Source organism: Nocardia sp. CA-135398 (assembly GCF_050955845.1).
In the GTDB taxonomy this organism is placed as follows: Bacteria; Actinomycetota; Actinomycetes; order Mycobacteriales; family Mycobacteriaceae; genus Nocardia.
The window spans coordinates 2,739,935-2,761,312 of record NZ_CP192084.1; the positions used below are offsets into that span (position 1 = coordinate 2,739,935).

23 protein-coding genes and 4 tRNA genes are annotated in these 21,378 nt (G+C 65.3%); 14 read left to right on the forward strand and 13 right to left on the reverse strand.

The window, feature by feature from the left end; genetic code table 11:
• Positions 1–28: 28 nt before the first annotated feature.
• Complete coding sequence (locus tag ACQP1T_RS12190) at positions 29–1,450, forward strand: carbamoyltransferase N-terminal domain-containing protein (protein WP_433762171.1); 1,422 nt, start codon at positions 29–31, stop codon at positions 1,448–1,450.
• 121 nt (positions 1,451–1,571) lie between these two features.
• Here the strand turns inward: ACQP1T_RS12190 and ACQP1T_RS12195 are convergent.
• From ACQP1T_RS12195 to ACQP1T_RS12215, 5 genes are all read right to left on the reverse strand, one after another.
• Positions 1,572–1,644: transfer RNA gene (locus tag ACQP1T_RS12195), tRNA-Arg, on the reverse strand.
• A gap of 23 nt (positions 1,645–1,667) precedes the next feature.
• Positions 1,668–1,744, reverse strand: a tRNA-Leu gene (locus ACQP1T_RS12200).
• Between the two features lie 7 nt (positions 1,745–1,751).
• Positions 1,752–1,827: transfer RNA gene (locus ACQP1T_RS12205), tRNA-Arg, on the reverse strand.
• A gap of 81 nt (positions 1,828–1,908) precedes the next feature.
• Positions 1,909–1,982, reverse strand: a tRNA-Trp gene (locus tag ACQP1T_RS12210).
• A 78-nt stretch (positions 1,983–2,060) separates the two neighbouring features.
• A complete protein-coding gene (locus ACQP1T_RS12215; protein ID WP_433760043.1) occupies positions 2,061–2,207 on the reverse strand; it encodes a hypothetical protein in 147 nt (48 codons plus the stop codon).
• A gap of 609 nt (positions 2,208–2,816) precedes the next feature.
• Here ACQP1T_RS12215 and ACQP1T_RS12220 point away from each other — a divergent pair.
• Positions 2,817–3,818: a TerC family protein gene (locus ACQP1T_RS12220; RefSeq protein ID WP_433760044.1), complete on the forward strand. Its 1,002-nt coding sequence runs from the start codon at positions 2,817–2,819 to the stop codon at positions 3,816–3,818.
• On the opposite strand, the gene ACQP1T_RS12225 is transcribed toward ACQP1T_RS12220, so the two are convergent.
• From ACQP1T_RS12225 to ACQP1T_RS12235, 3 genes are all read right to left on the reverse strand, one after another.
• Entirely contained in the window at positions 3,815–4,354 is a 540-nt protein-coding gene (locus ACQP1T_RS12225; RefSeq protein WP_433760045.1) for a hypothetical protein, read from the reverse strand. The two genes, ACQP1T_RS12220 and ACQP1T_RS12225, sit on opposite strands and share 4 nt — an antisense overlap.
• Before the next feature lie 115 nt (positions 4,355–4,469).
• The gene (locus tag ACQP1T_RS12230) at positions 4,470–4,754 is read right to left on the reverse strand and encodes a YciI family protein (RefSeq protein ID WP_433760047.1); all 285 of its coding nucleotides are present in this window, start codon (positions 4,752–4,754) and stop codon (positions 4,470–4,472) included.
• A gap of 16 nt (positions 4,755–4,770) precedes the next feature.
• Entirely contained in the window at positions 4,771–5,337 is a 567-nt protein-coding gene (locus ACQP1T_RS12235; protein ID WP_433760048.1) for an amino-acid N-acetyltransferase, read from the reverse strand.
• Between the two features lie 230 nt (positions 5,338–5,567).
• Between ACQP1T_RS12235 and pgsA the strand changes: the two genes are divergently transcribed.
• From pgsA to pspM, 5 genes are all read left to right on the forward strand, one after another.
• Complete coding sequence (gene pgsA / locus ACQP1T_RS12240) at positions 5,568–6,224, forward strand: CDP-diacylglycerol--glycerol-3-phosphate 3-phosphatidyltransferase (protein ID WP_433760049.1); 657 nt, start codon at positions 5,568–5,570, stop codon at positions 6,222–6,224.
• Complete coding sequence (locus tag ACQP1T_RS12245; protein ID WP_433760050.1) at positions 6,221–6,715, forward strand: CinA family protein; 495 nt, start codon at positions 6,221–6,223, stop codon at positions 6,713–6,715. The genes pgsA and ACQP1T_RS12245 overlap by 4 nt, the downstream gene beginning before the upstream one ends.
• A gap of 167 nt (positions 6,716–6,882) precedes the next feature.
• Positions 6,883–7,320, forward strand: coding sequence for a helix-turn-helix domain-containing protein (locus tag ACQP1T_RS12250; RefSeq protein WP_433760051.1), 438 nt, complete (start codon positions 6,883–6,885; stop codon positions 7,318–7,320).
• 202 nt (positions 7,321–7,522) lie between these two features.
• Positions 7,523–8,353 carry a phage shock protein PspA gene (pspA, locus tag ACQP1T_RS12255; protein ID WP_433760053.1) on the forward strand — a complete coding sequence of 277 codons (831 nt, stop codon included), beginning with the start codon at positions 7,523–7,525 and terminating at the stop codon, positions 8,351–8,353.
• Between the two features lie 167 nt (positions 8,354–8,520).
• Entirely contained in the window at positions 8,521–9,411 is an 891-nt protein-coding gene (gene pspM, locus ACQP1T_RS12260) for a phage shock envelope stress response protein PspM (protein WP_433760054.1), read from the forward strand.
• Positions 9,412–9,447: 36 nt separating this feature from the next.
• On the opposite strand, the gene ACQP1T_RS12265 is transcribed toward pspM, so the two are convergent.
• Positions 9,448–9,660 (reverse strand): hypothetical protein, encoded by a 213-nt coding sequence (locus ACQP1T_RS12265; RefSeq protein ID WP_433760055.1) that lies wholly within the window; start codon positions 9,658–9,660, stop codon positions 9,448–9,450.
• Between the two features lie 148 nt (positions 9,661–9,808).
• Between ACQP1T_RS12265 and ACQP1T_RS12270 the strand changes: the two genes are divergently transcribed.
• From ACQP1T_RS12270 to ACQP1T_RS12280, 3 genes are read left to right on the forward strand one after another with little or no spacing between them, the layout of a single operon-like run.
• Positions 9,809–10,258 carry an SRPBCC family protein gene (locus ACQP1T_RS12270; RefSeq protein ID WP_062991155.1) on the forward strand — a complete coding sequence of 150 codons (450 nt, stop codon included), beginning with the start codon at positions 9,809–9,811 and terminating at the stop codon, positions 10,256–10,258.
• Positions 10,255–10,599 carry an ArsR/SmtB family transcription factor gene (locus ACQP1T_RS12275; protein ID WP_433760056.1) on the forward strand — a complete coding sequence of 115 codons (345 nt, stop codon included), beginning with the start codon at positions 10,255–10,257 and terminating at the stop codon, positions 10,597–10,599. The genes ACQP1T_RS12270 and ACQP1T_RS12275 overlap by 4 nt, the downstream gene beginning before the upstream one ends.
• A 29-nt stretch (positions 10,600–10,628) precedes the next feature.
• Positions 10,629–11,072: an SRPBCC family protein gene (locus tag ACQP1T_RS12280; RefSeq protein ID WP_433760057.1), complete on the forward strand. Its 444-nt coding sequence runs from the start codon at positions 10,629–10,631 to the stop codon at positions 11,070–11,072.
• Between the two features lie 116 nt (positions 11,073–11,188).
• Here ACQP1T_RS12280 and ACQP1T_RS12285 read toward each other — a convergent pair whose 3' ends face one another.
• Together ACQP1T_RS12285 and kdgD are read right to left on the reverse strand one after the other, a co-directional pair.
• Positions 11,189–12,322 carry an L-talarate/galactarate dehydratase gene (locus ACQP1T_RS12285; RefSeq protein WP_433760058.1) on the reverse strand — a complete coding sequence of 378 codons (1,134 nt, stop codon included), beginning with the start codon at positions 12,320–12,322 and terminating at the stop codon, positions 11,189–11,191.
• Between the two features lie 18 nt (positions 12,323–12,340).
• Positions 12,341–13,255, reverse strand: coding sequence for a 5-dehydro-4-deoxyglucarate dehydratase (gene kdgD, locus ACQP1T_RS12290; RefSeq protein ID WP_433760059.1), 915 nt, complete (start codon positions 13,253–13,255; stop codon positions 12,341–12,343).
• Between the two features lie 261 nt (positions 13,256–13,516).
• On the opposite strand from kdgD, the gene ACQP1T_RS12295 reads away from it, so the two are divergent.
• From ACQP1T_RS12295 to ACQP1T_RS12310, 4 genes are all read left to right on the forward strand, one after another.
• On the forward strand, positions 13,517–14,902 hold the full coding sequence (locus tag ACQP1T_RS12295) for an MFS transporter (protein ID WP_433760062.1): 1,386 nt from the start codon (positions 13,517–13,519) through the stop codon (positions 14,900–14,902).
• Positions 14,903–15,205: 303 nt separating this feature from the next.
• The gene (locus tag ACQP1T_RS12300) at positions 15,206–15,967 is read left to right on the forward strand and encodes a DUF4239 domain-containing protein (RefSeq protein WP_433760063.1); all 762 of its coding nucleotides are present in this window, start codon (positions 15,206–15,208) and stop codon (positions 15,965–15,967) included.
• 81 nt (positions 15,968–16,048) lie between these two features.
• On the forward strand, positions 16,049–16,912 hold the full coding sequence (locus tag ACQP1T_RS12305; RefSeq protein WP_433760066.1) for a hypothetical protein: 864 nt from the start codon (positions 16,049–16,051) through the stop codon (positions 16,910–16,912).
• A gap of 344 nt (positions 16,913–17,256) precedes the next feature.
• Positions 17,257–18,531: a cytochrome P450 gene (locus tag ACQP1T_RS12310; RefSeq protein WP_433760068.1), complete on the forward strand. Its 1,275-nt coding sequence runs from the start codon at positions 17,257–17,259 to the stop codon at positions 18,529–18,531.
• Between the two features lie 70 nt (positions 18,532–18,601).
• On the opposite strand, the gene ACQP1T_RS12315 is transcribed toward ACQP1T_RS12310, so the two are convergent.
• Together ACQP1T_RS12315 and ACQP1T_RS12320 are read right to left on the reverse strand one after the other, a co-directional pair.
• On the reverse strand, positions 18,602–19,891 hold the full coding sequence (locus ACQP1T_RS12315) for a cytochrome P450 (RefSeq protein WP_433760069.1): 1,290 nt from the start codon (positions 19,889–19,891) through the stop codon (positions 18,602–18,604).
• A gap of 232 nt (positions 19,892–20,123) precedes the next feature.
• The gene (locus ACQP1T_RS12320) at positions 20,124–21,359 is read right to left on the reverse strand and encodes a cation:proton antiporter (protein ID WP_433760070.1); all 1,236 of its coding nucleotides are present in this window, start codon (positions 21,357–21,359) and stop codon (positions 20,124–20,126) included.
• Positions 21,360–21,378 lie beyond the last annotated feature (19 nt).

Sequence of the window (21,378 nt, forward strand, 5' to 3'; positions counted from 1 at the left end):
GGTGGCGTCGGTACAGTGGTTCGGCGTGGTGATCTGCGGAATCAGAGTGTCGCACGATGGTGGGGTCGCAGTGATCGAGGGCGACCGGCTGGTTTTCTGCATCGAGCTGGAGAAACTGGACAACAACAGGCGGCACCGCAGGTTGGGCGATCTCGACCAGGTCGCCGAGATATTGCGTGCGCAGGGATTGACGCCCGCTGATATCGACCGGTTCGTGGTGGACGGTTCGGGGCCGGAGCCGGATTCGACCGAGCCCGCGCGCATTGCGACGCTGGTCGGCGGCCGTCCGATCGAGCTCACGATCGCGCCGTATCAGGATCGGCCCGGACGCACCATACCGCTGGCGCGGCACCGCTTCAGCGGTCATGGATTCGGTTCCGCCGCCGACGAATACGTCAGCTATCACCATGTGGACCAGCACATCATGAGCGGCTATTGCACGAGTCCGTTCGCGGCACGTGGGGAAGATGCGCTGGTCTTGGTCGGGGACGGTGGATCTGTCGGGCGGCTCTACCATGTCGTGGCGGCAGCACGAAAGGTCCGCTCGGTCGCCACCTTCCGCGCCGATTCGAGCGAACTGTCGACGTTGAGTTCGCTTGTGCGCCAGGCCGCTTCTTTGCCATCGAAGCTCGTGGTGACCGGGGAAAGCGCCCTCGATGTCAAGTGGAACTCGCGACTGCGGGGGATTGTCGAGGAGATCTGGATTCCGCCGTTTCCCGACGACTCCGGTGCCGCCATCGGCGCGGCGTGCTGCGAGATGTTCCGGAAGGGTCGCAATCCGGCGCTGCGGTGGGGTGTGTACTCAGGTCCACGAGTCAAGGTATGCGGGGTGCCGGACAACTGGCGCAGACAGCTCTGTGACGAGCGGGGAGTGGCGGAGTTACTGCACCGGAATGGGGAGCCGGTGATGGTGCTTTCGGGTCGCGCGGAGATCGGCCCGCGCGCCCTCGGCAACCGCAGCATCCTCGCTCCCGCAACGGATTCGGCCATGCGGGACCGGCTCAACGGCATCAAGCGCCGGGCGGCCGACCGGTCGGTGGCGGCAGTGTGCCTGGCGGAACGGGCGGCGGAGGTGTTCGGACCCGGCGGCAGCGATCCGTACCTGACCTTCGAGCACCGCATCCGCCCGGAGTGGGCCGACCGCATTCCCGCCGTGCAGCTGGACGGTACCGCGCGAGTGCAGACCATCGATGCCGCGGCACAGAGCGCGACCGCGCGGATTCTGGCGGCGTACGAGACCATCAGCGGCATACCGGTGTTGTGCAATACCAGCGCGAATTCCGAAGGGTGCGGGTTCTTTCCGGATGTGACCGCCGCCGCGCGCTGGGGTGGTGCCCGCTACATCTGGTCCGAAGGGTATCTGTACACCGACCAGGCACCGGCTCGGCAAACCACTCGCGAACGCGGCTGGTTGCCGCGAGACTGGAGCCAGACGAGTGTGACGTGGTAGCTCATCGTGGAGTCGAACCACGCGGCAGGGCCTTATGAGAGCCCCGGGGCGAACCTGCATGAGCCTGGAGTTGGTCTGCGCTGGAGTGCCAGGATTCTGCGTTGACACCACACCCCATCAGTGCGCTCGGAAGGATTCGAACCTTCATCCGCCTGCTTCGTAAACAGGTGCTCCGTCCGTTGAGCTACGAGCGCTGATCCACGCAATCCGCGGGGACTGGTTCCCTCGGCGAGATTCGAACTCGCATCTACCGGAATCTAAGTCCGGTGCCTCTGCCAATTGGGCTACGAGGGACTGGTTTTGGTGCCCGCGGGTGGGATCGAACCACCGACCTGCGCCGTCGGAGGACGCTGCTCTGTCCGCTGAGCTACACGGGCGCAAAACCGTTATGCGGCAGGGTTATTCAATTCCTGTAATACGAAATGCCTACTGCCGTATAATTACTATGGAGTTATGAGCACGGATGGAGGGACTCGAACCCCCAGCTCACGATTTTGGAGATCGTTGCTCTTCCGCTTTGAGCTACATCCGTTGGACAGGAAAAGGGGCCGCTCCGTGGCGAGTATTTCGCCTGGAGCGGCCCCTGTTCAGGCCTTCTCGAATCGAGACCTCAGGGGCGGCTCCGGATACTCGCCTGTCCCAGCTGCGACATCAATAGCCAGTTCAGGCGCAGCTGCGACATCGGCCGATGGGTGCCGGAACGCAATTGCCAGGCACCGGCGAGGGAGCGTAGTCCCTGGTCCTGGGTGCTGGTCATTGCCTTTGCCTTTCGTGGTTCCGATAACCGATCGATTACGTTGCAGACAACGCTAACACCGGAAGACGCGATGAGGAACCCATTTATTCCCCACCGGCGAGTTGTCGGCCGTGCCTGCAGTGTGTAAGTCAGCGGAAGGCGTTCGGGATGGTCGCTGAGTCGCCATTCGCCATTCGCCTCGCGCGTCACCTGCCCAGGCAATGCCTCCCAGGGGAACGCTGCGGTGTTCCACCAGTCCGGTGATCGCCATGCCGTGCTCGAGAAGTGCGGTCACCACGTCACCGAGTCCGTGGTTCCACTCGTCGTCGCGATCTGCGTGAATTCCGTATCGGTCTCGACATAAGTCGTTCCGGACGAAAGCACCATGGGCTCAGGCATTTCGAAGTAGGGATAGCCGAAAGTCGGGTGGTCGGTGTGAGATTCGTCCAGCGCTCGTCCCATTTCGCCTTGTTCAGAATGAGGTAGTCGTCGGTCATGCTCGCGAGAGCGACGTGGCGGCCGCCGGACCCGTATGTGAAATTATAGTCAGCAACTCCTCGGCTAGCTCGACAGAACGGACAAATCGGGCATGATTGTTGTCATGACAGACGTTTGGGGACCGGAGCCCGCATGCACGTAACCGCACTCGAGTGGACCCTGACGATCGCGGTGATCCTGGGTCTGTTCGTCTTCGACTTCTACGCCCATGTCCGCACGCCACACGATCCGACGTTCAAGGAATCCGGCATCTGGTCGGCGATCTACATCGGACTGGCCCTGGTATTCGGTGGTTTCGTCGCCTTGAAGTGGGGCTCGACCTTCTCGGGCGAGTACTACGCGGGCTTCGTCACCGAGAAGGCGCTCTCGGTGGACAACCTGTTCATCTTCGTCATCATCATGTCGACCTTCGCGGTACCGCGGATCTACCAGCAGAAGGTGCTGCTGATCGGCATTGTGCTGGCGCTGGTCATGCGCGGTGTGTTCATCGCCGTCGGCGCGGCCGCGATCAGCGCGTTCAGCTGGGTGTTCTATCTGTTCGGGTTGTTCCTGGTCTATACGGCCGTGAAGCTGCTGCGCGAGAGCGGACACGAGGTCGAGCAGGAGGAGAAGCGCGACAGTCGGATCGTGGCGCTGGCCAAACGGGTGCTCCCGACCACCGACGAATACGACGGCGACAAACTGCTCACTCGAATCGACGGTCGGCGCGCGGTCACCCCATTGTTGTTGGCGCTGTTGGCGATCGGCTTCGCGGATCTGCTGTTCGCGCTGGACTCCATCCCCGCCATCTACGGTCTGACCGAGCAGCCCTACATCGTGTTCACCGCGAACGCGTTCGCGCTCATGGGTTTACGGCAGCTGTACTTCCTCATCGGCGGCCTGCTGGATCGCCTGGTCTACCTGTCCTATGGCCTTTCGGCGATTCTCGCGTTCATCGGCGTCAAACTGGTGCTGCACGCATTGCACGAGAACACCCTGCCCTTCGTCAACGGTGGTCGGCACATCGAGGTGCCGGAGATTTCCACGCCGGTCTCGCTGGGCGTGATCATCGGGATTCTGCTCATCGCGACCGTGGCGAGCCTGCTCAAAACCTGTGGCGCGGCCCGGACCGCCGAGAGCCGGATCGGCGATTAGAACACCCGGTTGTATTCGGGCGCGATCTCGAAGCCGCGCCCGGTCGCGTCATTGCGGCAGGTCACCCCGACGGGCTGGGCCAGACAGGTGAAGCCGGACACACTCAGGCTCGACCCGACCGGCAGCACCGGCCCGTCGGCGTCGGCCCCGGCTGTGGTTCCGACGAAGAACCCCCGGTTCACGCAGAGATATCCGGCGCTCTCGCCTACCGCGAGGGCAGCCGCGCTCGGGTCGCTGCTCCAGCAGGCCTGCATCGTCGGCGGGGTTGGTTGGGTCGTGCCCTGGCAGCCGACCGGTCGTTTCGGCTGTCCGAACGGCTCATCGAGGAAGCCGCACGCGATGCCGCCATCCGCGGTCCGGAAGTAGTAGCCGTCGGCGGCGCGGTATTTCGACTCGTCGACCACACCCGGTCGTAGCAGGGGACGATCCCCGGCAGCCAAGTTTGCCGAGTTGTCGAAATCGGTGGCCGTCGAGCAGGTGGTGAGCGCGAGGCCGGCGACCGACATCGACGCGAAAATCGCGACGGATATGCGCATACGGGGGAGTCTGCGTCGGCGGGCTCGGATTCGCTCGCACCTGGCACGGCGTGTCGCCGTAAGTTTGCTGACCGTCGAGTGTCGAGCGGTGACACGCGGCGGGCAGCCGAATCGGTCAGGAAGCGAATGCGCCCATCACCGGGAGCCACTCGACCGCGCGCACGTCGTCGATGAGGTTCTCGCGGGCGAACGGGTCCTGCGGCAGCAGTTCCTTGATGGCCGCCTCGTCCGCGACCTGGAACAGCAGCAGGGCGCCGGAACCGTCCGGGTAGGGACCGCTGGTCAGCAGGGCGCCCGCATCGATCAGACCGTTGAGCCAGGCCCGATGTTCCGGGCGGAAGGTGTCGCGCGCCTCGACGGTGGCGTCGGAATAGGTGTAGTGCACGGCGAAGATGGGCACGATCGATCCGTTCTGGTCAGAGGTTCAGCAGCATTCGAGTATTGCCGAGGGTGTTCGGTTTCACATAGCTGAGGTCGAGGAATTCCGCGACACCGGGATCGAAGGTCCGGCACATCTCCGCGTACACCTCGGCGGTCACCGGTGTCCCGTCGATTTCCACGAACCCGTGCCTGCCGAAGAATTCCACCTCGAAGGTGAGGACGAACAGCCGTCCCAGCTCGAGCTCCCTGGCCACCGCGACCAGCCGGTCGACGATGAGCCGCCCGACACCATGCCCCTTGACATCGGGATGCACCGCGACGGTGCGCACCTCGCCCAGATCGGCCCACAGCACATGCAGCGCACCGCAGCCGACCACCCGGCCGTCGAGTTCGGCGACCCAGAATTCCTGCACCGCCTCGTAGAGCGTGACCAGGTTCTTCTCCAGCAGAATCCGACCGGCGTATTCATCGACGAGGGCCTTGATCTGGGGCACATCGGAGGTTCGGGCGCGTCGCACCAGGGGTACGGATTTGTGCGCGGCCGCAGCCGCGTCCGGATACGCGTCGCTAGTCGAACCACCAAGTGGTCCCCGAGAGGTCATGGGGTGCACAGTAGTCGGCCAGGTTACCGATACTCTGAACGTGTGCCGCACATCCACCCGCTCCGCTCACCGCATCGCGTCGGCATGCGTCCGAGCCTCGTAGCGGTGGGTGTGGCCTGCGCGCCGGAGCCGAGCGCCAGCGAGGCGGAGGCCGTGAGGGAGCGCAGCGAGCGAACCATGTCACAGCCGTGCACGCACGCGCCGGAGCCGAGCGCCAGCGAGGCGGAGGCGTGAGCGTGCAGCCCGAAGAGATCGATCGACGCTGGGGCGAACCCGCGGTCCGTACCGGATTCCCGCCCGCCCAGGCCGATCCCGTCGTCCCGCTCATGAATATCGCGAATGTGCTGACCATGCTGCGCATCGCGCTGGTGCCGCTGTTCGTGCTCGCGCTTTTCGCGGACGGCGGCCACCAGACCGGCTGGCGGATCGCGGCCGCCGCGCTGTTCGGCGTCGCCGCGATCACCGATCGCTTCGACGGGCAATTGGCGCGCAAATACGGCCTGGTCACCGATTTCGGCAAACTCGCCGATCCGATCGCGGATAAGGCGCTGATCGGTTCGGCGGTGATCGGACTTTCCGTGCTCGGTGATCTTGCGTGGTGGATCACCCTGGTCATCTGCGGACGCGAGATCGGGATCACGCTGCTGCGGCTGGTGGTGGTGCGGCGCGGGGTGATTCCGGCCGGACGCGGCGGCAAGTTGAAGACGCTGGTGCAGTCCGTCGCCATCGCGGTTCTGCTGTTGCCGCTGCACGGCGGTTTCGCCACCGCCGGTATGGCACTGATGTATGTGGCCGTCGCGCTGACGGTCATCACCGGCCTGGACTATGTGGGGCAGGCGGCGCGGGTGTGGCTCGCGGGAGGTCCGGGCCGGGCGCGCGGCGCATGACCGATCCGTTGACAGCCGGAGCGCCCGTCGTCGAATTGGTGCGCGAGCTCGGTGCTGCCCGGCAGACCGTGGCGACCGCGGAATCGCTGACCGCGGGCCTGCTCGCGGCGACCATCGCCGGGGTGCCTGGTGCCAGTGCGGTGCTGCGCGGCGGGCTGGTCGTCTACGCGACGGAACTCAAACACAGCCTCGCCGGTGTCAGTGTCGAAGTGCTCGCCACCGAAGGGCCGGTGGCCGCGAGCACGGCCGAAGAGTTGGCCGTCGGTGCGCGGTTGCGCTGCGGCGCGGACTGGGGCATCGGATTGACCGGCGTCGCCGGACCCGAATCCCAGGGTGGGCATGCCGTCGGGACGGTCTTCCTTGGACTGGCCGGGCCGGGGCATACCGAGGTCATGCGGCTGAAACTGGACGGTGACCGGTGGGCGATCCGAATCGGCGCTACGCACAGCGCGGTACGGGAGTTGCGTCGTATCGTGGGAGGCGACCGTTAGCGACTGCTTGCCGGTCGCTCGAAAGGGTCAGCTGGCTGGGTGCTTCGGCATCTGGTTTGCACCGTGGGAACCAACCGGCCCCTGTTCGACGTTGTGCCAGAAAGGACGGCGTGCGCAGCGCTGGTAGGCGCATGCGGGCCCGGTTACTGGGAGCTAAGGAGAACGACATGACGCTGCTGCGAGAGGCGATCGGGGACAGTCTGCGGCGTGCTCGTCTCGCCCAGAGCCGGACCTTGCGTGAGGTCTCCACCTCGGCGCGCGTGAGCCTGGGATATCTGTCGGAGGTCGAGCGGGGTCGCAAAGAGGCATCCAGCGAACTGCTCGCCGCCATCTGCGCGGCCCTGGATGTGCCGCTGTCGCGGGTGCTCTGGGATGTGAGCACGATCATGGCCGGTGCCGACGGCCTGCCTGCCGATGCGCCCGCCAAGGCCGCCGACGCACCAGAGGCGGAGCGGACCGCCGCGGCCGAACCCGCCGAGGCCGCGCCGGAGCCCGCGACCGCCACGATGTCGGTGGCCGGTGCCCGGCCGCACATCGCCGAGGAGACCCGGATCGTCATTCCGGCGCCCAAGGCGGACATGCTGGTTCTGGTGAAGAGCAACTGATCGATAGACGAGAGGTAGCCTCCGCGGCCGACACTGCGAACCAGTGCCGAAAGCGGATAGATTCTGTACTAGGCGTCAGTTGGGCCGGGTTCGCCCGGCCCGGGTGCCAGATGGTGGAGGATAGGCACATATCGGGTGCGTGACGGTCGCGCACTAGAGTCGCGGTAAAGCGCGGCGCATCTTATGGAGGCGGGATCAATCGATGGCTAATCCGTTCGTCAAGGCCTGGAAGTACATGATGGCCCTCTTCGATTCGAAGATCGAAGAGCATGCGGATCCGAAGGTCCAGATTCAGCAGGCTATCGAGGAAGCTCAGCGCCAGCATCAGGCCCTCTCGCAGCAGGCCGCATCGGTCATCGGCAACCAGCGTCAGCTGGAGATGAAGCTGAACCGTCAGCTCGACGATGTCGAGAAGCTCAATGCCAATGCGCGCCAGGCGGTCATGCTCGCCGATCAGGCCGCCGCGGCCGGTGACACCGAGAAGGCGATCCAGTACACCAATGCCGCCGAGGCATTCGCCGCGCAGTTGGTGACCGCCGAGCAGTCCGTCGAGGATCTCAAGGTGCTGCACGACCAGTCGCTGCAGGCGGCCGCGCAGGCCAAGAAGGCGGTCGAGCAGAACGCGATGCTGTTGCAGCAGAAGGTCGCCGAGCGCACCAAGCTGCTCAGCCAGCTGGAGCAGGCCAAGATGCAGGAGCAGGTCTCGGCATCGCTGCAGCGGATGGATTCGACGTTGTCCGCGCCGGGTACCACGCCGAGCCTGGACGCCGTGCGCGAGAAGATCGAGCGTCGCTACGCGAACGCGCTGGGCGCCGCCGAGCTCGCGGGCAATACGGTGCAGGGCCGGATGCTCGAGGTGCAGCAGGCCAGCATCCAGATGGCCGGGCACAGCAAGCTGGAGCAGATCCGTGCCTCGATGCGCGGCGATGCACTGCCCGCCGGTGGCGCGACCGCGATCAATCCGGCTGCGGCGCAGGCGAATCCGGCACAGCCGCAGCCGCAGATGAACAAGGGGCAGACCGCGCAGCAGTAGCGCCTCGTTCGAAATAGGTACAGCGTTCGAAATAAGTACAGTTCGGCGAGGACTGGTTCGGTGGAAGACATGGCACGGGTACCTGGCGGGTCGGCCGTCGGTCATGCTCGGGCCCTGCCTGTCCGGCCACCGCGGGTCGCGCCGAACGCGTGGCCTGGAGGAGACCGATGAGCCCGCAGGGACCTCGCGAACCGGGTAAGGGCGGTCGTCGTCGCGGCGCCGCGCTCGTGCGGGCACAGGCCGCGCTCGCACCACAGCCGGGGAGTCTGCCCGACAGTTTGCGCGAGGTGGGCGAGCACGCGCTGGTCGCGGTGCGACGTTGGGCGGACCCGCGCGAGCGGGAATTGCGTAAGCGCCGCAGGGCCCGCCGCCGCAGCTTCCAACTGGGCACAGTCGGCGGTCTCACCACCGCGGGAACCGTTGGGCTGATGGTGCTTTCGGCACCGGTATGGGCCGTGGTGGTGGTCGGTGGGGGAGCCGTGGCGCTGGTCACCGGTACCGCACTGAGCGCCCGCCGCTACCTCCAATTGCGCGGCGCACCGCTGCCGCAGGCCGCCTTCATACCGCGCAAGCAGCCACCGCCGTGGTCCTCCGCGCGCGGACCGATCGCTCGCCTGGTTCGCGCGGAAAAGGCGTTACACGGCCTTGGCACACAGATCGCCCGTTCGAATCGGCTTCCCGAGGATGAACTCGCCGACATGATCGAGACCGCGGGTTCGGGCGCCGCCGCGCTGCATGCGCTGGCCGCCGATATCACCGCGATGGAACAAGCACTCGGCGCCATGGGGCGCTCGAAATCTGTTGCCGCCGTTGGCCTTACCGAGAACATGCAATTCGCGCTCGGCCGCCTCGATACCGGCGTCGCCGAATACGAACAGGTGGTCGCCGCTGCGGGGCGGATTCTCGCGGTCCCCGAAAGCGCGGTGCTGCGGCACAACTTCGACACCATCGTCGCCGACCTGCGCGATGCGGCCGATCGCCTCGACGGGTGGGCTCAGGCTCTCACCGAGATAGCCGACCGGCACACCCCGACTTCCCTTCCCCCACAGGGGATTTGACCATCGGTGGTCGGACTCTGCTCGGGCGGGGTGATGTCACGCTTGCCAGGGCGCTGATCGCATTTCCAGCGCGCCGCGGTGCGCAGCAAGGGGGGGTTGACGGCCTGCGGGGGTGGCGATGATGGCGGCGTAACTCAGCGCCAGCGCCGTCAATTCGGCAAGCATCGCAATCTTGACGACCGTGACTACATCGGCGGCGATATCCAGGGCCTTGGCGACCGCCTTGCATGCCGCGTCGAGGTCTGCCATGTGGGTCGTACCCGCTGACCATGCGTGATGGACTTGCCGGGTTTCTGTTGTGTCGGCTCGGTCGCACCAATGCGCAACCAATGGTTGCGTGATGCGGCGCGGTCGACTAGCGTGATGTGCAACCAAACATTGCAGATGGAGGCAGAATATGGAGTACGGCAGCATCGAACGCGAGATCCACGTCGACGCCTCGCCCGAGGTGGTCTTCGAGGTGGTCAGCAGTCCCGAACACATCTCGGAATGGTGGTCCGACGCGGCCGATTTCCAGGTGACTCCCGGCGCGGTCGGTGAGCTGGTCTTCGGTGATCGGGAGCATGTCGCCCCGATCACCGTGGTGACCGTCGAGCGGCCACGGCTGTTCTCGTTCCGCTGGTGCTACCCGGAAGGATCGACCGACCTCGCCGACTCGCTGCTGGTCACCTTCGAGCTCACCCCGTCGGGCGCGGGCACCAGGATTCGGCTCACCGAGTCCGGATTCCGCGAAATGGGGTGGGAGGCCGCGAAGTTGGAGGAGACCTATCTCGACCACGTGGAGGGTTGGGGCAGGTTCGTTCCGCAGCTCGGCGAGTACATCGCGCGGCTGGTGTCGACCCCGTGACCGCTACCGTCGACGACGACCTGTGGTCCGCGGTCGGGGATCCGACCCGTCGGCGGATGCTCGACCTGCTCTTGGCGGCCGGGGATGGCACGGCCACCAGCCTCAGCGAGCAGCTCCCGGTGACCCGGCAGGCCATCGCGAAACATCTGGGTGTACTCGACCGCGTCGGTCTGGTGCACGCCACGCCCGCGGGGCGGGAGCGGAGGTATCGAGTGGATGAGGCACAACTTGCCCGCGCGATCGCGCAGTTGTCCTCGGTCGGGGCGGCGTGGGACGCCAGGCTCCGGCGCATCAAGCGGATCGCCGAGGCGATTCAGCGCACAAAAGATCAGCAGAAGTGAAATTCCAACACTGGAAAGAGGATTCGAAAATGGTGGATATCCTGCACCGAGTCGCCATCGAAGCGTCGACAACCGAGGTCTATGCGGCCCTGACCACCGTCGAGGGACTGGCCGGTTGGTGGGCGACCAACACCCAGGGCAAAGGCAATGACGTGGGCGGCGTACTCCAATTCCGTTTCGATGCCGGTGGATTCGACATGAAGGTCCTCGAGCTCGACCCGGGCAAGCGGGTGCGCTGGGAGGTCGTCGAAGGCCCCGAGGAGTGGGTCGGCACCCGCGTGGACTGGAGTCTCGACCAGGTCGACGACTACGCCGTGGTGCTCTTCAAGCACGAAGGCTGGAAGGAGCCGGTGGAATTCATGCACCATTGCAGCACCAAGTGGGCGGTCTTCCTGCTGAGCCTGAAGGCGTTGGTGGAGACCGGAAAAGGCGCCCCCGACCCGCACGACGTCAAGATCGACAACTGGAACTGACGCAGTAGACGCCCCCCGACGAAGTGGACAGGCGATCACCATGCGCTGGTGGAGTGGTCTCTCGGCGAATGCCGCGACCAGCACATGGTGATCATCTGACCGGCGCGCTGGGGTGGTCAGGAGTGGGTGGTGTGTTCGGCGGTGGTCCAGGCGCGGGCTTGGTTGCTGATGGTTACGCCGAGGCCAGGGCGGGATGACAGGTGCATGCGGCCGTCGGCGATTTCCAGGCGCTCGTTGAAGAGGGGGTCGAACCATTCGAAGTGTTCGACCCAGGGCTCTCGGGGGTAGGCGGCGGCGAGGTGGATGTGGATTTCCATGGCGAAATGCGGTGCCAGTTGCAGGTTTTGGCTGTCGGCGAGGGCCATCACCTTCAGGAATTGGGTGATGCCGCCGACGCGCGGTGCGTCCGGCTGCACGATATCCGCGCCGCGGGCGGCGATGAGTTGGCTGTGTTCGGCGACGCTGGTGAGCATTTCGCCGGTGGCGATGGCGGTGTCGAAGGTGGCGCTGAGTTGGGCGTGGCCGTCGAAATCGTAGGCGTCGAGGGGCTCTTCGATCCATACCAACTCGAAAGGTTCGAAGGCTCGGCACATGCGCCGGGCGGTGGGCCGGTCCCACTGCTGGTTGGCATCGACCATCAACGGCACCCGGTCGCCGAGCTTCTCGCGCACCGCGGTGAGGCGAGCGAGATCCACCGCATGGTCGGGATGTCCGACCTTGATTTTGATGCCGCCGATGCCGTGTTCCAGCGATGCCGTGGCACGGTCGAGAACCTCTTCGACGGGTGCGTGCAGGAATCCGCCGGAGGTGTTGTAGCAGCGCACCGAATCACGGTGGGCGCCCAGCAGTTTCGCCAGCGGCAATCCGGCCCGCTTGGCCTTGAGATCCCACAAAGCCACATCGAAAGCGGCGATCGCCTGCACCGACAGTCCGCTGCGACCCACCGAAGCACCCGCCCACATCAGTTTGTCCCAGATCTTGGCGATATCGCTGGGGTCCTCGCCCAGCAAAACGGGTGCGATCTCACGGGCATGTGCGAACTGTCCAGGTCCGCCCGCGCGTTTGGAGTAGCCGATGCCGATGCCTTCGAGTCCGGCTTCGGTGCTGATCTCGGCGAAGAGCACGGCGACTTCGGTCATAGGCCGCTGTCGACCGGTCAGCACCTTCGCATCGCTGATCCCGGTCGGCAGGGGCACCGTGACCGAAGAGATCTTGACGCTGGTGATCCGGTCGAGGATGGGAGAGTCCATGGTGGTGGTCCTTCGGGGTCAGGCGATCGTCTTCACAAGCGCGGTCAGCTCGGCGAGTTCTGCCTCGGTGAGGTCGGTGAGCGGCGGACGGACCCGGCTCGATGGTCTGCCGACCGCGGTGAGACCGGCCTTGATGATCGATACCGGGTAGCCGGGTCGGCGGTCGCGGATATCGAGATACGGAATGACGAAATCGCGCAGGTGCGCGTAGACGGTCACGCGGTCACGGGCGCGGACCGCACGATAGAAATCGAGCGCGAACTCGGGGGCGAAATTGAAGATCGCCGAGGAATAAGTGGTCACACCCATTTCGGTGTAGGGGAGCGCGAAGGTTTCCGCGGTGGGCAGGCCGCCGATGTAGGTCAGCCGGTCACCCATCCTGGCGTAGATCCGCGTCATCGACTCGATATTGCCGACGCCGTCCTTGAAGCCGATGAGGTTCGGGCTGCGCTCGGCCATCCGGGCCACGGTCACGTCGTCACAGGCGGCATTGGCGCGGCTGTAGAAGATCACCCCGAGCGAGGTAGCCGCACACACCTGGGCCACATGTTCGACCAAGCCGTCCGGCGCGGCTTCCACGAGATAGGGAGGCAGCAGCAGGATTCCGTCCGCACCCGCCGCCTCGGCCGTGCGCGCCTGTTCCACCGCCACCCTGGTGCCCGCGCTCGCGGGCGCGATCACCGGTACCCGTCCGGCGGTCTCGGCGACCGCGGCGCGCACCACACGATCGATTTCCGCACTGGTCAGGGCGAAGCCTTCGCCCGTCCCACCGGCCGCGAACAGGCCGGCGACCTCGTATCGGGACAACCAGCCGATGTGATCCCGATAGGCCCGCTCGTCGAAGTTCAGTTCGGCGTCGAAATGGGTGACCGGGAACGAGAGCAATCCGCGCCCGAGCGCGGGTCCCAATTCCTCAGCGGATAACTGCGACACGGATATCCTCCTGGCAACGGAAATGCTGATTTCTCTGGAGATTAGGTCCGCTGCCCGATGCCGGTCCAACACTGTTTGGAAATCGACCGATACTCGAATGGCATCAGATCAGGCTGGGCGGTTTCCGAGCGGCAACCTCTCATTTGAGTATCGCTCAATACCGAATTGGTGTTCGACGGGTATCGCTTCGGCCCTTTAGCCTCCTTTCACACCCATTGCAGGGTGATCCGGCGCACACCGGCCGGTCACAGGAGGACAGTGATGTTGAAACGTGAGACCATGCCCGCCGGCGGGGGCGCCCGCGCCGTGGTGATACCCACCGAACAACGGCCGGTTCGTCGCATTCCCACCCGCTATCTGGTGCTCGGGCTGTTGTTCGTCATCACCGCCGTCAATTACGCCGACCGCAGCAGCCTGTCGATCACCGGCAGCGCGGTCCGGGCGGACCTCGGATTTTCCACCGTCCAACTCGGCTACATCTTCTCGGCATTCAGTTGGGCCTATGTCGTCGCGCAATTGCCCGGCGGGATGCTGCTCGACAGATTCGGTGCACGACGGGTCTATGCGGCGAGCCTGGCATTGTGGACGCTGGTCACCGCGGCGACCAGCTCGGTCGGTCTGATCACCACCCCGGTGCTGATCGCATTGTCGATCGTATTCGGCTTGCGATTGCTGCTCGGTGTATTCGAATCACCGGCATTTCCGGGTAATGCGCGGGTGTCGACCATGTGGTTCCCCACCGCCGAACGCGGCAGGGCGACAGCGGTTTTCAATTCGGCGCAGTATTTCGCGACGGTGATGTTCGCCCCGGTGATGGCCTGGGTCACCGATCAATTCGGTTGGCGCTGGGTATTCGCACTGCTCGGCGTGCTCGGCTTCGGTTTGGCGGTGTTCTGGTGGCGCTGGCTGTATCCGCCGCGCGCACACCGCCGCGTCACCCCGGCCGAACTCGATGCGATCATCGCCGGTGGCGCGCTGGTCGACCTCGATACGACCAAGGGCGAGAACGCGACTCAGCGCAAGCGACTCGATCGGCGCATGCTCGTGCGCGTCTTCTCCACTCGGCCGCTGTGGGGCGTCTATGTCTTCCAGTACGCGGTCAACGCGCTGACCTATTTCTTCATCACCTGGTTCCCGATCTATCTGAACAAGGGACGCGGCCTGTCGCTGGTGCACGTTGGATTCGTCGCCGCACTGCCAGCATTGGCGGCCTTCATCGGCGGCCTGGTGGGCGGGATACTGTCCGATGCCCTGTTGCGTCGCGGTCGATCACTGACGGCGGCGCGCAAAATCCCGGCGGCCGCGGGCATGTTGCTCGCCACCCTGATCGCACTGTCCAACTTCAGCGACAGCACCACCGTGATCGTGGCGATCTTGACCGTGGCCTTCTTCGGTAAGGGCATCGGTTCCCTCGGCTGGGCGATCACCACCGATATCGCGCCGACGCAGGCGGTCAGCTTCGTGAGCTCCACCATGAATGCCTTCGGCAATATCGCGGGCATCGTCACCCCGATCGTCATCGGCTATCTGGTTTCCTCGACCGGCTCGTTCGATATCGCACTGTGGTTCGTGTCGGCACACGGGCTGCTCGCCGTCCTCGCCCTGATCGGTATGGGCACCATCCGACGTATCGAATTCGACGCCTGATCCGACATCGGAAGTGTCGCATGACCATCGGATAATGCCGCTGACGGCCAGCCGCGACCACCGCATCCCGTCCGCAGCGCTGCGATCGGCGCCGTACTCGATGGCCGCGGCTACGTATACGCCACCAAAGGAACTGGACGGAACGGCCCATCGAGATCCACCCGCGACACGCGGAATGTGTTGGGACACCATCCATCCGGGTCTCCGCACCGAATACAGGTTGATCGACGCCGCTGATAGTCGCCCTCGGCGAGTATCAGCGGCGCGGATCTGGTCGGTGTGTTTCGGGAGGTGCGTCGCCACATGCTGTTGATATTCATCGTGCCCGTCCTAGCGGCGATCATCGCGGTGGCCATCTTCGTGATCGGAGATCGACTGCGACCGGATTCGTGGGTGTCGACCGAGGAGGAAGCGGCCGGGTCCCTCGTACTGGAACTGATCAACACGCTGTTTCTGGCGGTGGTCGCCTTCGTGGTGGTGATCTGCTGGCAGGAGTACGACAACGCGCACAATCACACCATTGCCGAAGCGAAGGCGTTGGTGGATACGTATTGGACCGCACATTCCATGCCGGATCAGGAGCATCGCCAGATCCAGGGCCTGGTGCGGGATTACACCGATCAGGTGCTCAACCGGGAGTGGCCGGTCATGCAGGGGGACCGGCGGCTGAGTGAACCCACACAGGACACGTTCGACAGCCTGCGCGATGCCGTGGCTTCGGTGAATACGACGGATCCGGACGTCGCGGATCTGCGCACGAGTGCCATGGCCAGCCTCGATGCGGCTGCCGAGGCGCGCCAGGACCGGGCCATGGACGCGAGTTACCAGATGCCGGTATTCCTCTACGCGGCCTTGTGGTTCGGCACCATCCTGCTGTTGTGCACCGCGGTGCTGTCGGGGGTGGAGGTCACCAAGCGCAGTCTGCTGATGACCGCGCTGCTCGGTATCGTCGTCGGCTCGACGGTGCTGGCGATCTACAACCTCGACCGGCCGTTCTCCGGCGGAAACAGTGTCCCGAAGGACGCCTTCGAATACGCCATGTCCCGGTATGACCACATCACCTGACGGGCTGCTCGACACCCGCGGAGCTGCGACGGATGGGATATCGGCATTATGGCGTCGGTTGTGCAAAGACGGAGGGCCGCAGTGGGATTGGCGGTGGCGACGGCGCTGCCGTTGTTCATGGGCGGGCCCGCGGCCGCGGATCCGCCCGCGCCCGAGTGGCCGGTCATGGGTGATATCGCCACCGGGAGTGCCGCTGGCGACGCAATCGGGACCGGGAGTGCGGCCGCGGATTCCGGGAGTGGTTCCTATGGCGGCGTCTTGGATCTCGAACCCAGCGTCGCCACCGGCAGTGCGGCTGCCGGGACAGCGAGGTCGGGCAATCCGAAACGGGACGACACGGCAGGCATCGAAAGCGGTGTCGATGACCCACCCGCCAGCGGGCGCGCGGATGCGACGGCCGGAGCGGGCGAGTCCCTCGGTCTCGACCCGGGCAGCGTCCAATCCGCCTGCACCGGCAGCGCCGTAATGGGAAGCGCGACAATACTGCTCGGACTGGCGACCGGCAGCGGCGTGACCGGCAGTGGCATAACCGGATCCGGTTTGATCGGCACCGGTTCGGTCGGTTCGAGCGGATCCGGGCTCGGCAGCGTCGTGGTCGGCAGCGCGATGACGGGCAGCGCACTACTGACCTGTCTGCTCCTACTCCCGGTCCCGGAACCGGCAGCACCGGGCATACCGCTCCAACTCGGCCCGCCGCCGCCCGCGCCACCGATACCCGCTCCACCCGCACCGGCACCGGAATTCACCGCCGCCGCACCGGCACTCGCGATCGCTCCGGAAACGCCGACCCCCACCATCCCGCACCGACCACCGATCGCGGCGGCCGAATCCGCCCCGGAGAACCAGATCGCCTGGAACCTGTTGGAACTGGTGACGGTCATGGTGGTTACTGTCCTGACCGTGGTCCGCAAGATTGCTGTAGGCCGCAACCGGCGAGCCGAATGACGCCTGCCCGTGGGGCCCTGATCTGCTGACGCCGGGCGAATGCTTGCTCGTACGGCCGTTGGGGCTGCGCGTCTCATGGGCGGTGGCTATCATGACGGCGGACACTCAAGAACTGGTCTGGGGCAACGGATTTGGATCATGGGCACCGGCAGGGGGCTCATGACCCGCACCACACGGGCTGCCCACGTGGGGCAGATCGGCGCGACTGAAGTCGTGCGAGCAGTTTGTTCGTAATTCGTTGTCACCAACCTGCCGAAAGCTCGCTGCTCTGACGTAACTGAGGCCAGTGCTGGGTCTGCTCGATTGTCAAGGTTCTTTAGTTTTCAAAAGTTCGGAGTTCATCTGTGGCAACGCATACACATCACCCGCCCGAATCACGGTCCGCGGTAGGCGGCTCACCGGGCTTCGGGGCCGGGCCGCGCATCGTCATGTACACCCCGGAATTCACGGCCGACCCGCACCGGGCCTATGGGCAGATGCGCAAGAAGTACGGTTCGCTGGTGCCGGTGGATCTCGCCCCGGGCGTACCGGCCACATTGGTGATCGGCTACTACACCGCGATCCGCATTCTGACCGATCCGGACCACTTCCCGGCCGATCCTCGGGCCTGGGAGCGAAACGTCCCGGCCGAGTGCCCGGTGCTCGCCATGATGCGGCGGCGGGAGAATGCCCTGCGCACCGACGGGCAGGAACACAAACGCTATCGCGAGCCGACCAGCGCGGCGCTCAACGACGTCGACCTGCTGGGCATGCACGCGGTGATCGAGCAGATCGCCATCCCGCTGATCAACGAGTTCTGTGCCGACGGCCAGGCTGATGTGTTGCAGCGCTACGTTTTTCCGCTGGTCTTCACCGCGGTGAACACCATGCTGGGAGTCGACTCCGATATCGGCGCGCGGATCGCGGCGGCGATGGACGCAATGTTCGATGTCGGGGCCGAGATCGGTGCGGGCGATCGCATGCTGCACGAGGCGCTGCGACAGCACATCGATCGCAAACGTGAGGCACCCGGTGACGACATCACGACCCGTCTGATGCGTCACCCGAGCGGTCTGACCGATGAGGAGGTGATCCAGCAGTTGGTGACGTATTACGCGGTCGGTGTCGAGCCGCTGGTCCATCTCATCGGCAACGCATTGCGACTGATGTTGACCGACGATCGCTTCGCCGCCGGCATGCAAAGCGGTAGTCTGTCGACCCGCGACGCGCTGGACGAAGTGCTGTTCACCGACCCGCCGTTGGCGAACTACTGCTTTTCTTATCCCCGGCAACCGATTCTGCTCAATGGGGTGTGGTTGCCCGCCCACCAGCCGGTGGTCATCAGCATGGCGGCATGCAACAGCGATCCCACCGTCAATGCCGTCGACGGCGTCGAGCGCGATGGCAATCGGTCACACCTGGCCTTCAGCGCCGGACCGCACATGTGCCCGGCACAGGACGCCGCCTATCTGATCGCCCAGGACGCGATCGACCAACTGCTCGATGCCCTGCCCGAGATCGAGTTGGCCGTACCGGCAGCCGAACTCGGCTGGCGCACCGGACCGTTCCACCGGGCGTTGACCGCGCTGCCGGTCGTCTTCCCGAAGTCCGCTCCGTTCCCGGAATTTCCGCCGCCCTGAGAACCCCGCCGAGCGCAGGGCCGAGATCGCCGCACCACCGACGATCTCGGCCGCGAGCATCGGCCGACACCTACATGATTTTCATCGGCGCGGACGGCGTGAAGACGACCGGGAATGCCGCCATCGCACGGTGGAACGGACCGGGTCGCCAGATCAGCTGGTCCGCGGGCACCCCGAGCTGGATGTCGGGCAGTGCGTCGAAGAGCTGATCGATGGCGTACTGAACGGTCAGGTACGCAACGCCTTTGGCCGGGCAGGCGTGCGGACCGGCGCTCCACGCCAGATGTGAGCGATTGCCGAGACGTCGTCCGTCGGCGTCGTCGTCGCCACGGATCTGTGGGTCGTTATTGCAGCCGGTGAGGCTGATGACGACCGGTTGGTCCGCGGGCAACCAGATATCGTCGACCATGATCGGCTGGCGCGGGTAGGTGGTGCAGAAGTTCGCCATGGGTGGGTCGTTGAACAGAACTTCGTCGATCGCGGTGATCGTGGACAGGTTCCGCCCGAGGACATCGGCGCACTTGAACCGGTCGTCCGTGATCATCAGCAACAGCGCGTTGGTGATCAGGTTGCGCTGCGCTTCGAATCCGGCGCCGTAGAAGCTCATCAGCTGGGCGAAGATTTCTATGTCGTCCAGGGCGGCCGGGTGGTGGGCCAGCCGTGAGGTGACATCGTCGCCGGGGTGTTCGCGTTTGAGCTGGATCAGCTCCAGTAGTGCCTCTTTGAGCATGACCATGCCCTGAGCGCTGCGGACCGTGTCGAAGCGCGCCGCCATGCCGTTCGCGACACGCTGCCCGATATCGGGTGGGCAGCCGACCATTTGGTTGAGCACGCCGAGGACGAGCGGAAATGCGTACTGGGTAACCAGATTGGCGTTCCCGGCCTTGCAGAAGGTGTTGATCAGCGGGATGGCGATCTGTTCGATGATCGACGGCAGTCCGTGCACATCGATTCCGTCGATGCTCGCGATGGAGGGCTCCCGATAGCGGATGTGGGTAGGTCCGTCGTTGTTCCGTGCGGCCGGGAGCCAGGCCATCATCGGCCGCACCGGGCAGTCCTCGGGAATGGTCTTCTGCCAGGTGCGCGGGTCGGCGGGGAAGTGCGTGGGGTCGTTGAGGATTCGCACCGCGGTCGCGTAGCCGATCACGAGCGTGGCCGGTACTCCGGGGGCCAACTCGATCGGAACCAGCGTGCCGTATTTGCGCCGCATCTCGTCATAGGCGTGGTGCGGATCGGCGACGAACTCCGGGGTGTACAGCGGGATCCGCTCACCGGTAAGGCTCGATGATCCGTGCTGAACCGGGCAAACTCCGGTCGTGCCGGTGTGCGGATCGGACGTGGGGGAATGCGGTGTGGTCAAAGACGTTACTCCAAACGGTGGAACAGAATTCGACAAAGACTGAATCAATGAGCGCGGGCAGGTTCCTCGAGCAAGGTCAGCGGTGCGTCGTCGAGCGCTCGAAACGACACACCCTTCCTAGGACCTTTCCGGTACCTGGCGACTCGCCCACGCTAGCAACATAGCAACGGGCAGGCGACGATGCCCCGGGAACCTCGTTGCGACCCCGTTTGTTCGAGCGTGTCGTCGCCGACTATTCGACCGGACCACCGATGGGCAAGCGGTTGACCGGCGCGGCCGAATCGACCCGTGGCGTTTCGTGGACACCGATCAATCGCAGCAGCGGCGCCGTCATCGCGGTGGTCACCAACGCCATTACCACCAGTATCGAATACAGTTGCGGGCCAATGAGTCCCGTGCTGAGTCCGACGTTGAGAATGACTAGTTCGGTCAAGCCGCGGGTGTTCAGCAAGGCCGCCAACGCGGCCGCCGATCGCGATGTCAGACCGGTCAGTCGCCCGGCGACATAAACGCTTCCGAGCTTCCCGATGACGGCCACCACCATGATCACCACCAACTCGCCGACGGCGGCCCGGTCGATCGCCCCGAGATCGACAGCGAGTCCGGCGACGACGAAGAATCCGGGCAGCAGCACCAAGCTCAGAATCCGGGTGCCGGATTCGACCGCTTCGCGTCGCGCGCGCGGGAACACCACACCGAAGGCGAACGCGCCGAATATCAAATGCAGTCCGATCCATTCGGTTATCGCGCCGAGCAACAGCGCGCCGCCGACACCGATCACGATCATCGTCTGCTCGGTGCCCGCCGCGGCGATCCGCGCCAATGCCGGACGCACGATCCACCACGTCACCGCGACCACGGGCACCAGCAGTGCCAGTCGCCACTGGCTGCCCGCGCCGGGGTGCGCGACGGCCAGCACGACGGCCAGCGCCGTCCAGGCGAAGATGTCGACCAGCGCCGCACAGGCGAGGCTGAGCTGACCGATTCCGGTGCGAGTGAGGCCACGATCGTGCAGGATTCGGGCCAACACCGGGAATGCGGTCACCGCCAGGGCACAGCCGACGAATAGCGTGAAGCTCGGTAGGTCGCCGGTGCGGTGGCGCGCGAGCGCGGTGGCGGCGATGCCGCAACCCAAGACGAACGGCACCGCGTAGGCGGCGACCGATACCGCCGGGATCGAGCGTCGGCTGCCCGCGAATACACCGCGGTCGAGTTCCAGCCCGGCGACGAACATGAACACCGCGACGCCCACATTGGCGAGCAGGGTCAGATACGAGCGGACCTCGTGCGGGAACAACATGTCCGACAGATGCGGCCCCAATACGGTCGGGCCCGCGAGTATCCCGGCGGTGATCTCCCCGATCACCGCGGGCTGGCCGACCCGTTCGGCCAGCCACCCCAGGATCCGTGCCGCTGCCATGATGAGGGCGAGATCCATTAGGACCACGACGATTTGACTACTTTGCACTTACTTCTCCCTCGCGATT

Bases quoted from the DNA above. Each gene is read 5' to 3' on its own strand.
- ACQP1T_RS12215 (WP_433760043.1), bottom strand. From the start codon at position 2,207: ATGACCAGCACCCAGGACCAGGGACTACGCTCCCTCGCCGGTGCCTGG.
- ACQP1T_RS12220 (WP_433760044.1), top strand. From the start codon at position 2,817: ATGCACGTAACCGCACTCGAGTGGACCCTGACGATCGCGGTGATCCTG.
- ACQP1T_RS12225 (WP_433760045.1), bottom strand. From the start codon at position 4,354: ATGCGCATATCCGTCGCGATTTTCGCGTCGATGTCGGTCGCCGGCCTC.
- ACQP1T_RS12235 (WP_433760048.1), bottom strand. From the start codon at position 5,337: ATGACCTCTCGGGGACCACTTGGTGGTTCGACTAGCGACGCGTATCCG.
- ACQP1T_RS12245 (WP_433760050.1), top strand. From the start codon at position 6,221: ATGACCGATCCGTTGACAGCCGGAGCGCCCGTCGTCGAATTGGTGCGC.
- ACQP1T_RS12250 (WP_433760051.1), top strand. From the start codon at position 6,883: ATGACGCTGCTGCGAGAGGCGATCGGGGACAGTCTGCGGCGTGCTCGT.
- pspA (WP_433760053.1), top strand. From the start codon at position 7,523: ATGGCTAATCCGTTCGTCAAGGCCTGGAAGTACATGATGGCCCTCTTC.
- pspM (WP_433760054.1), top strand. From the start codon at position 8,521: ATGAGCCCGCAGGGACCTCGCGAACCGGGTAAGGGCGGTCGTCGTCGC.
- ACQP1T_RS12265 (WP_433760055.1), bottom strand. From the start codon at position 9,660: ATGGCAGACCTCGACGCGGCATGCAAGGCGGTCGCCAAGGCCCTGGAT.
- ACQP1T_RS12270 (WP_062991155.1), top strand. From the start codon at position 9,809: ATGGAGTACGGCAGCATCGAACGCGAGATCCACGTCGACGCCTCGCCC.
- ACQP1T_RS12280 (WP_433760057.1), top strand. From the start codon at position 10,629: ATGGTGGATATCCTGCACCGAGTCGCCATCGAAGCGTCGACAACCGAG.
- ACQP1T_RS12285 (WP_433760058.1), bottom strand. From the start codon at position 12,322: ATGGACTCTCCCATCCTCGACCGGATCACCAGCGTCAAGATCTCTTCG.
- ACQP1T_RS12295 (WP_433760062.1), top strand. From the start codon at position 13,517: ATGTTGAAACGTGAGACCATGCCCGCCGGCGGGGGCGCCCGCGCCGTG.
- ACQP1T_RS12300 (WP_433760063.1), top strand. From the start codon at position 15,206: ATGCTGTTGATATTCATCGTGCCCGTCCTAGCGGCGATCATCGCGGTG.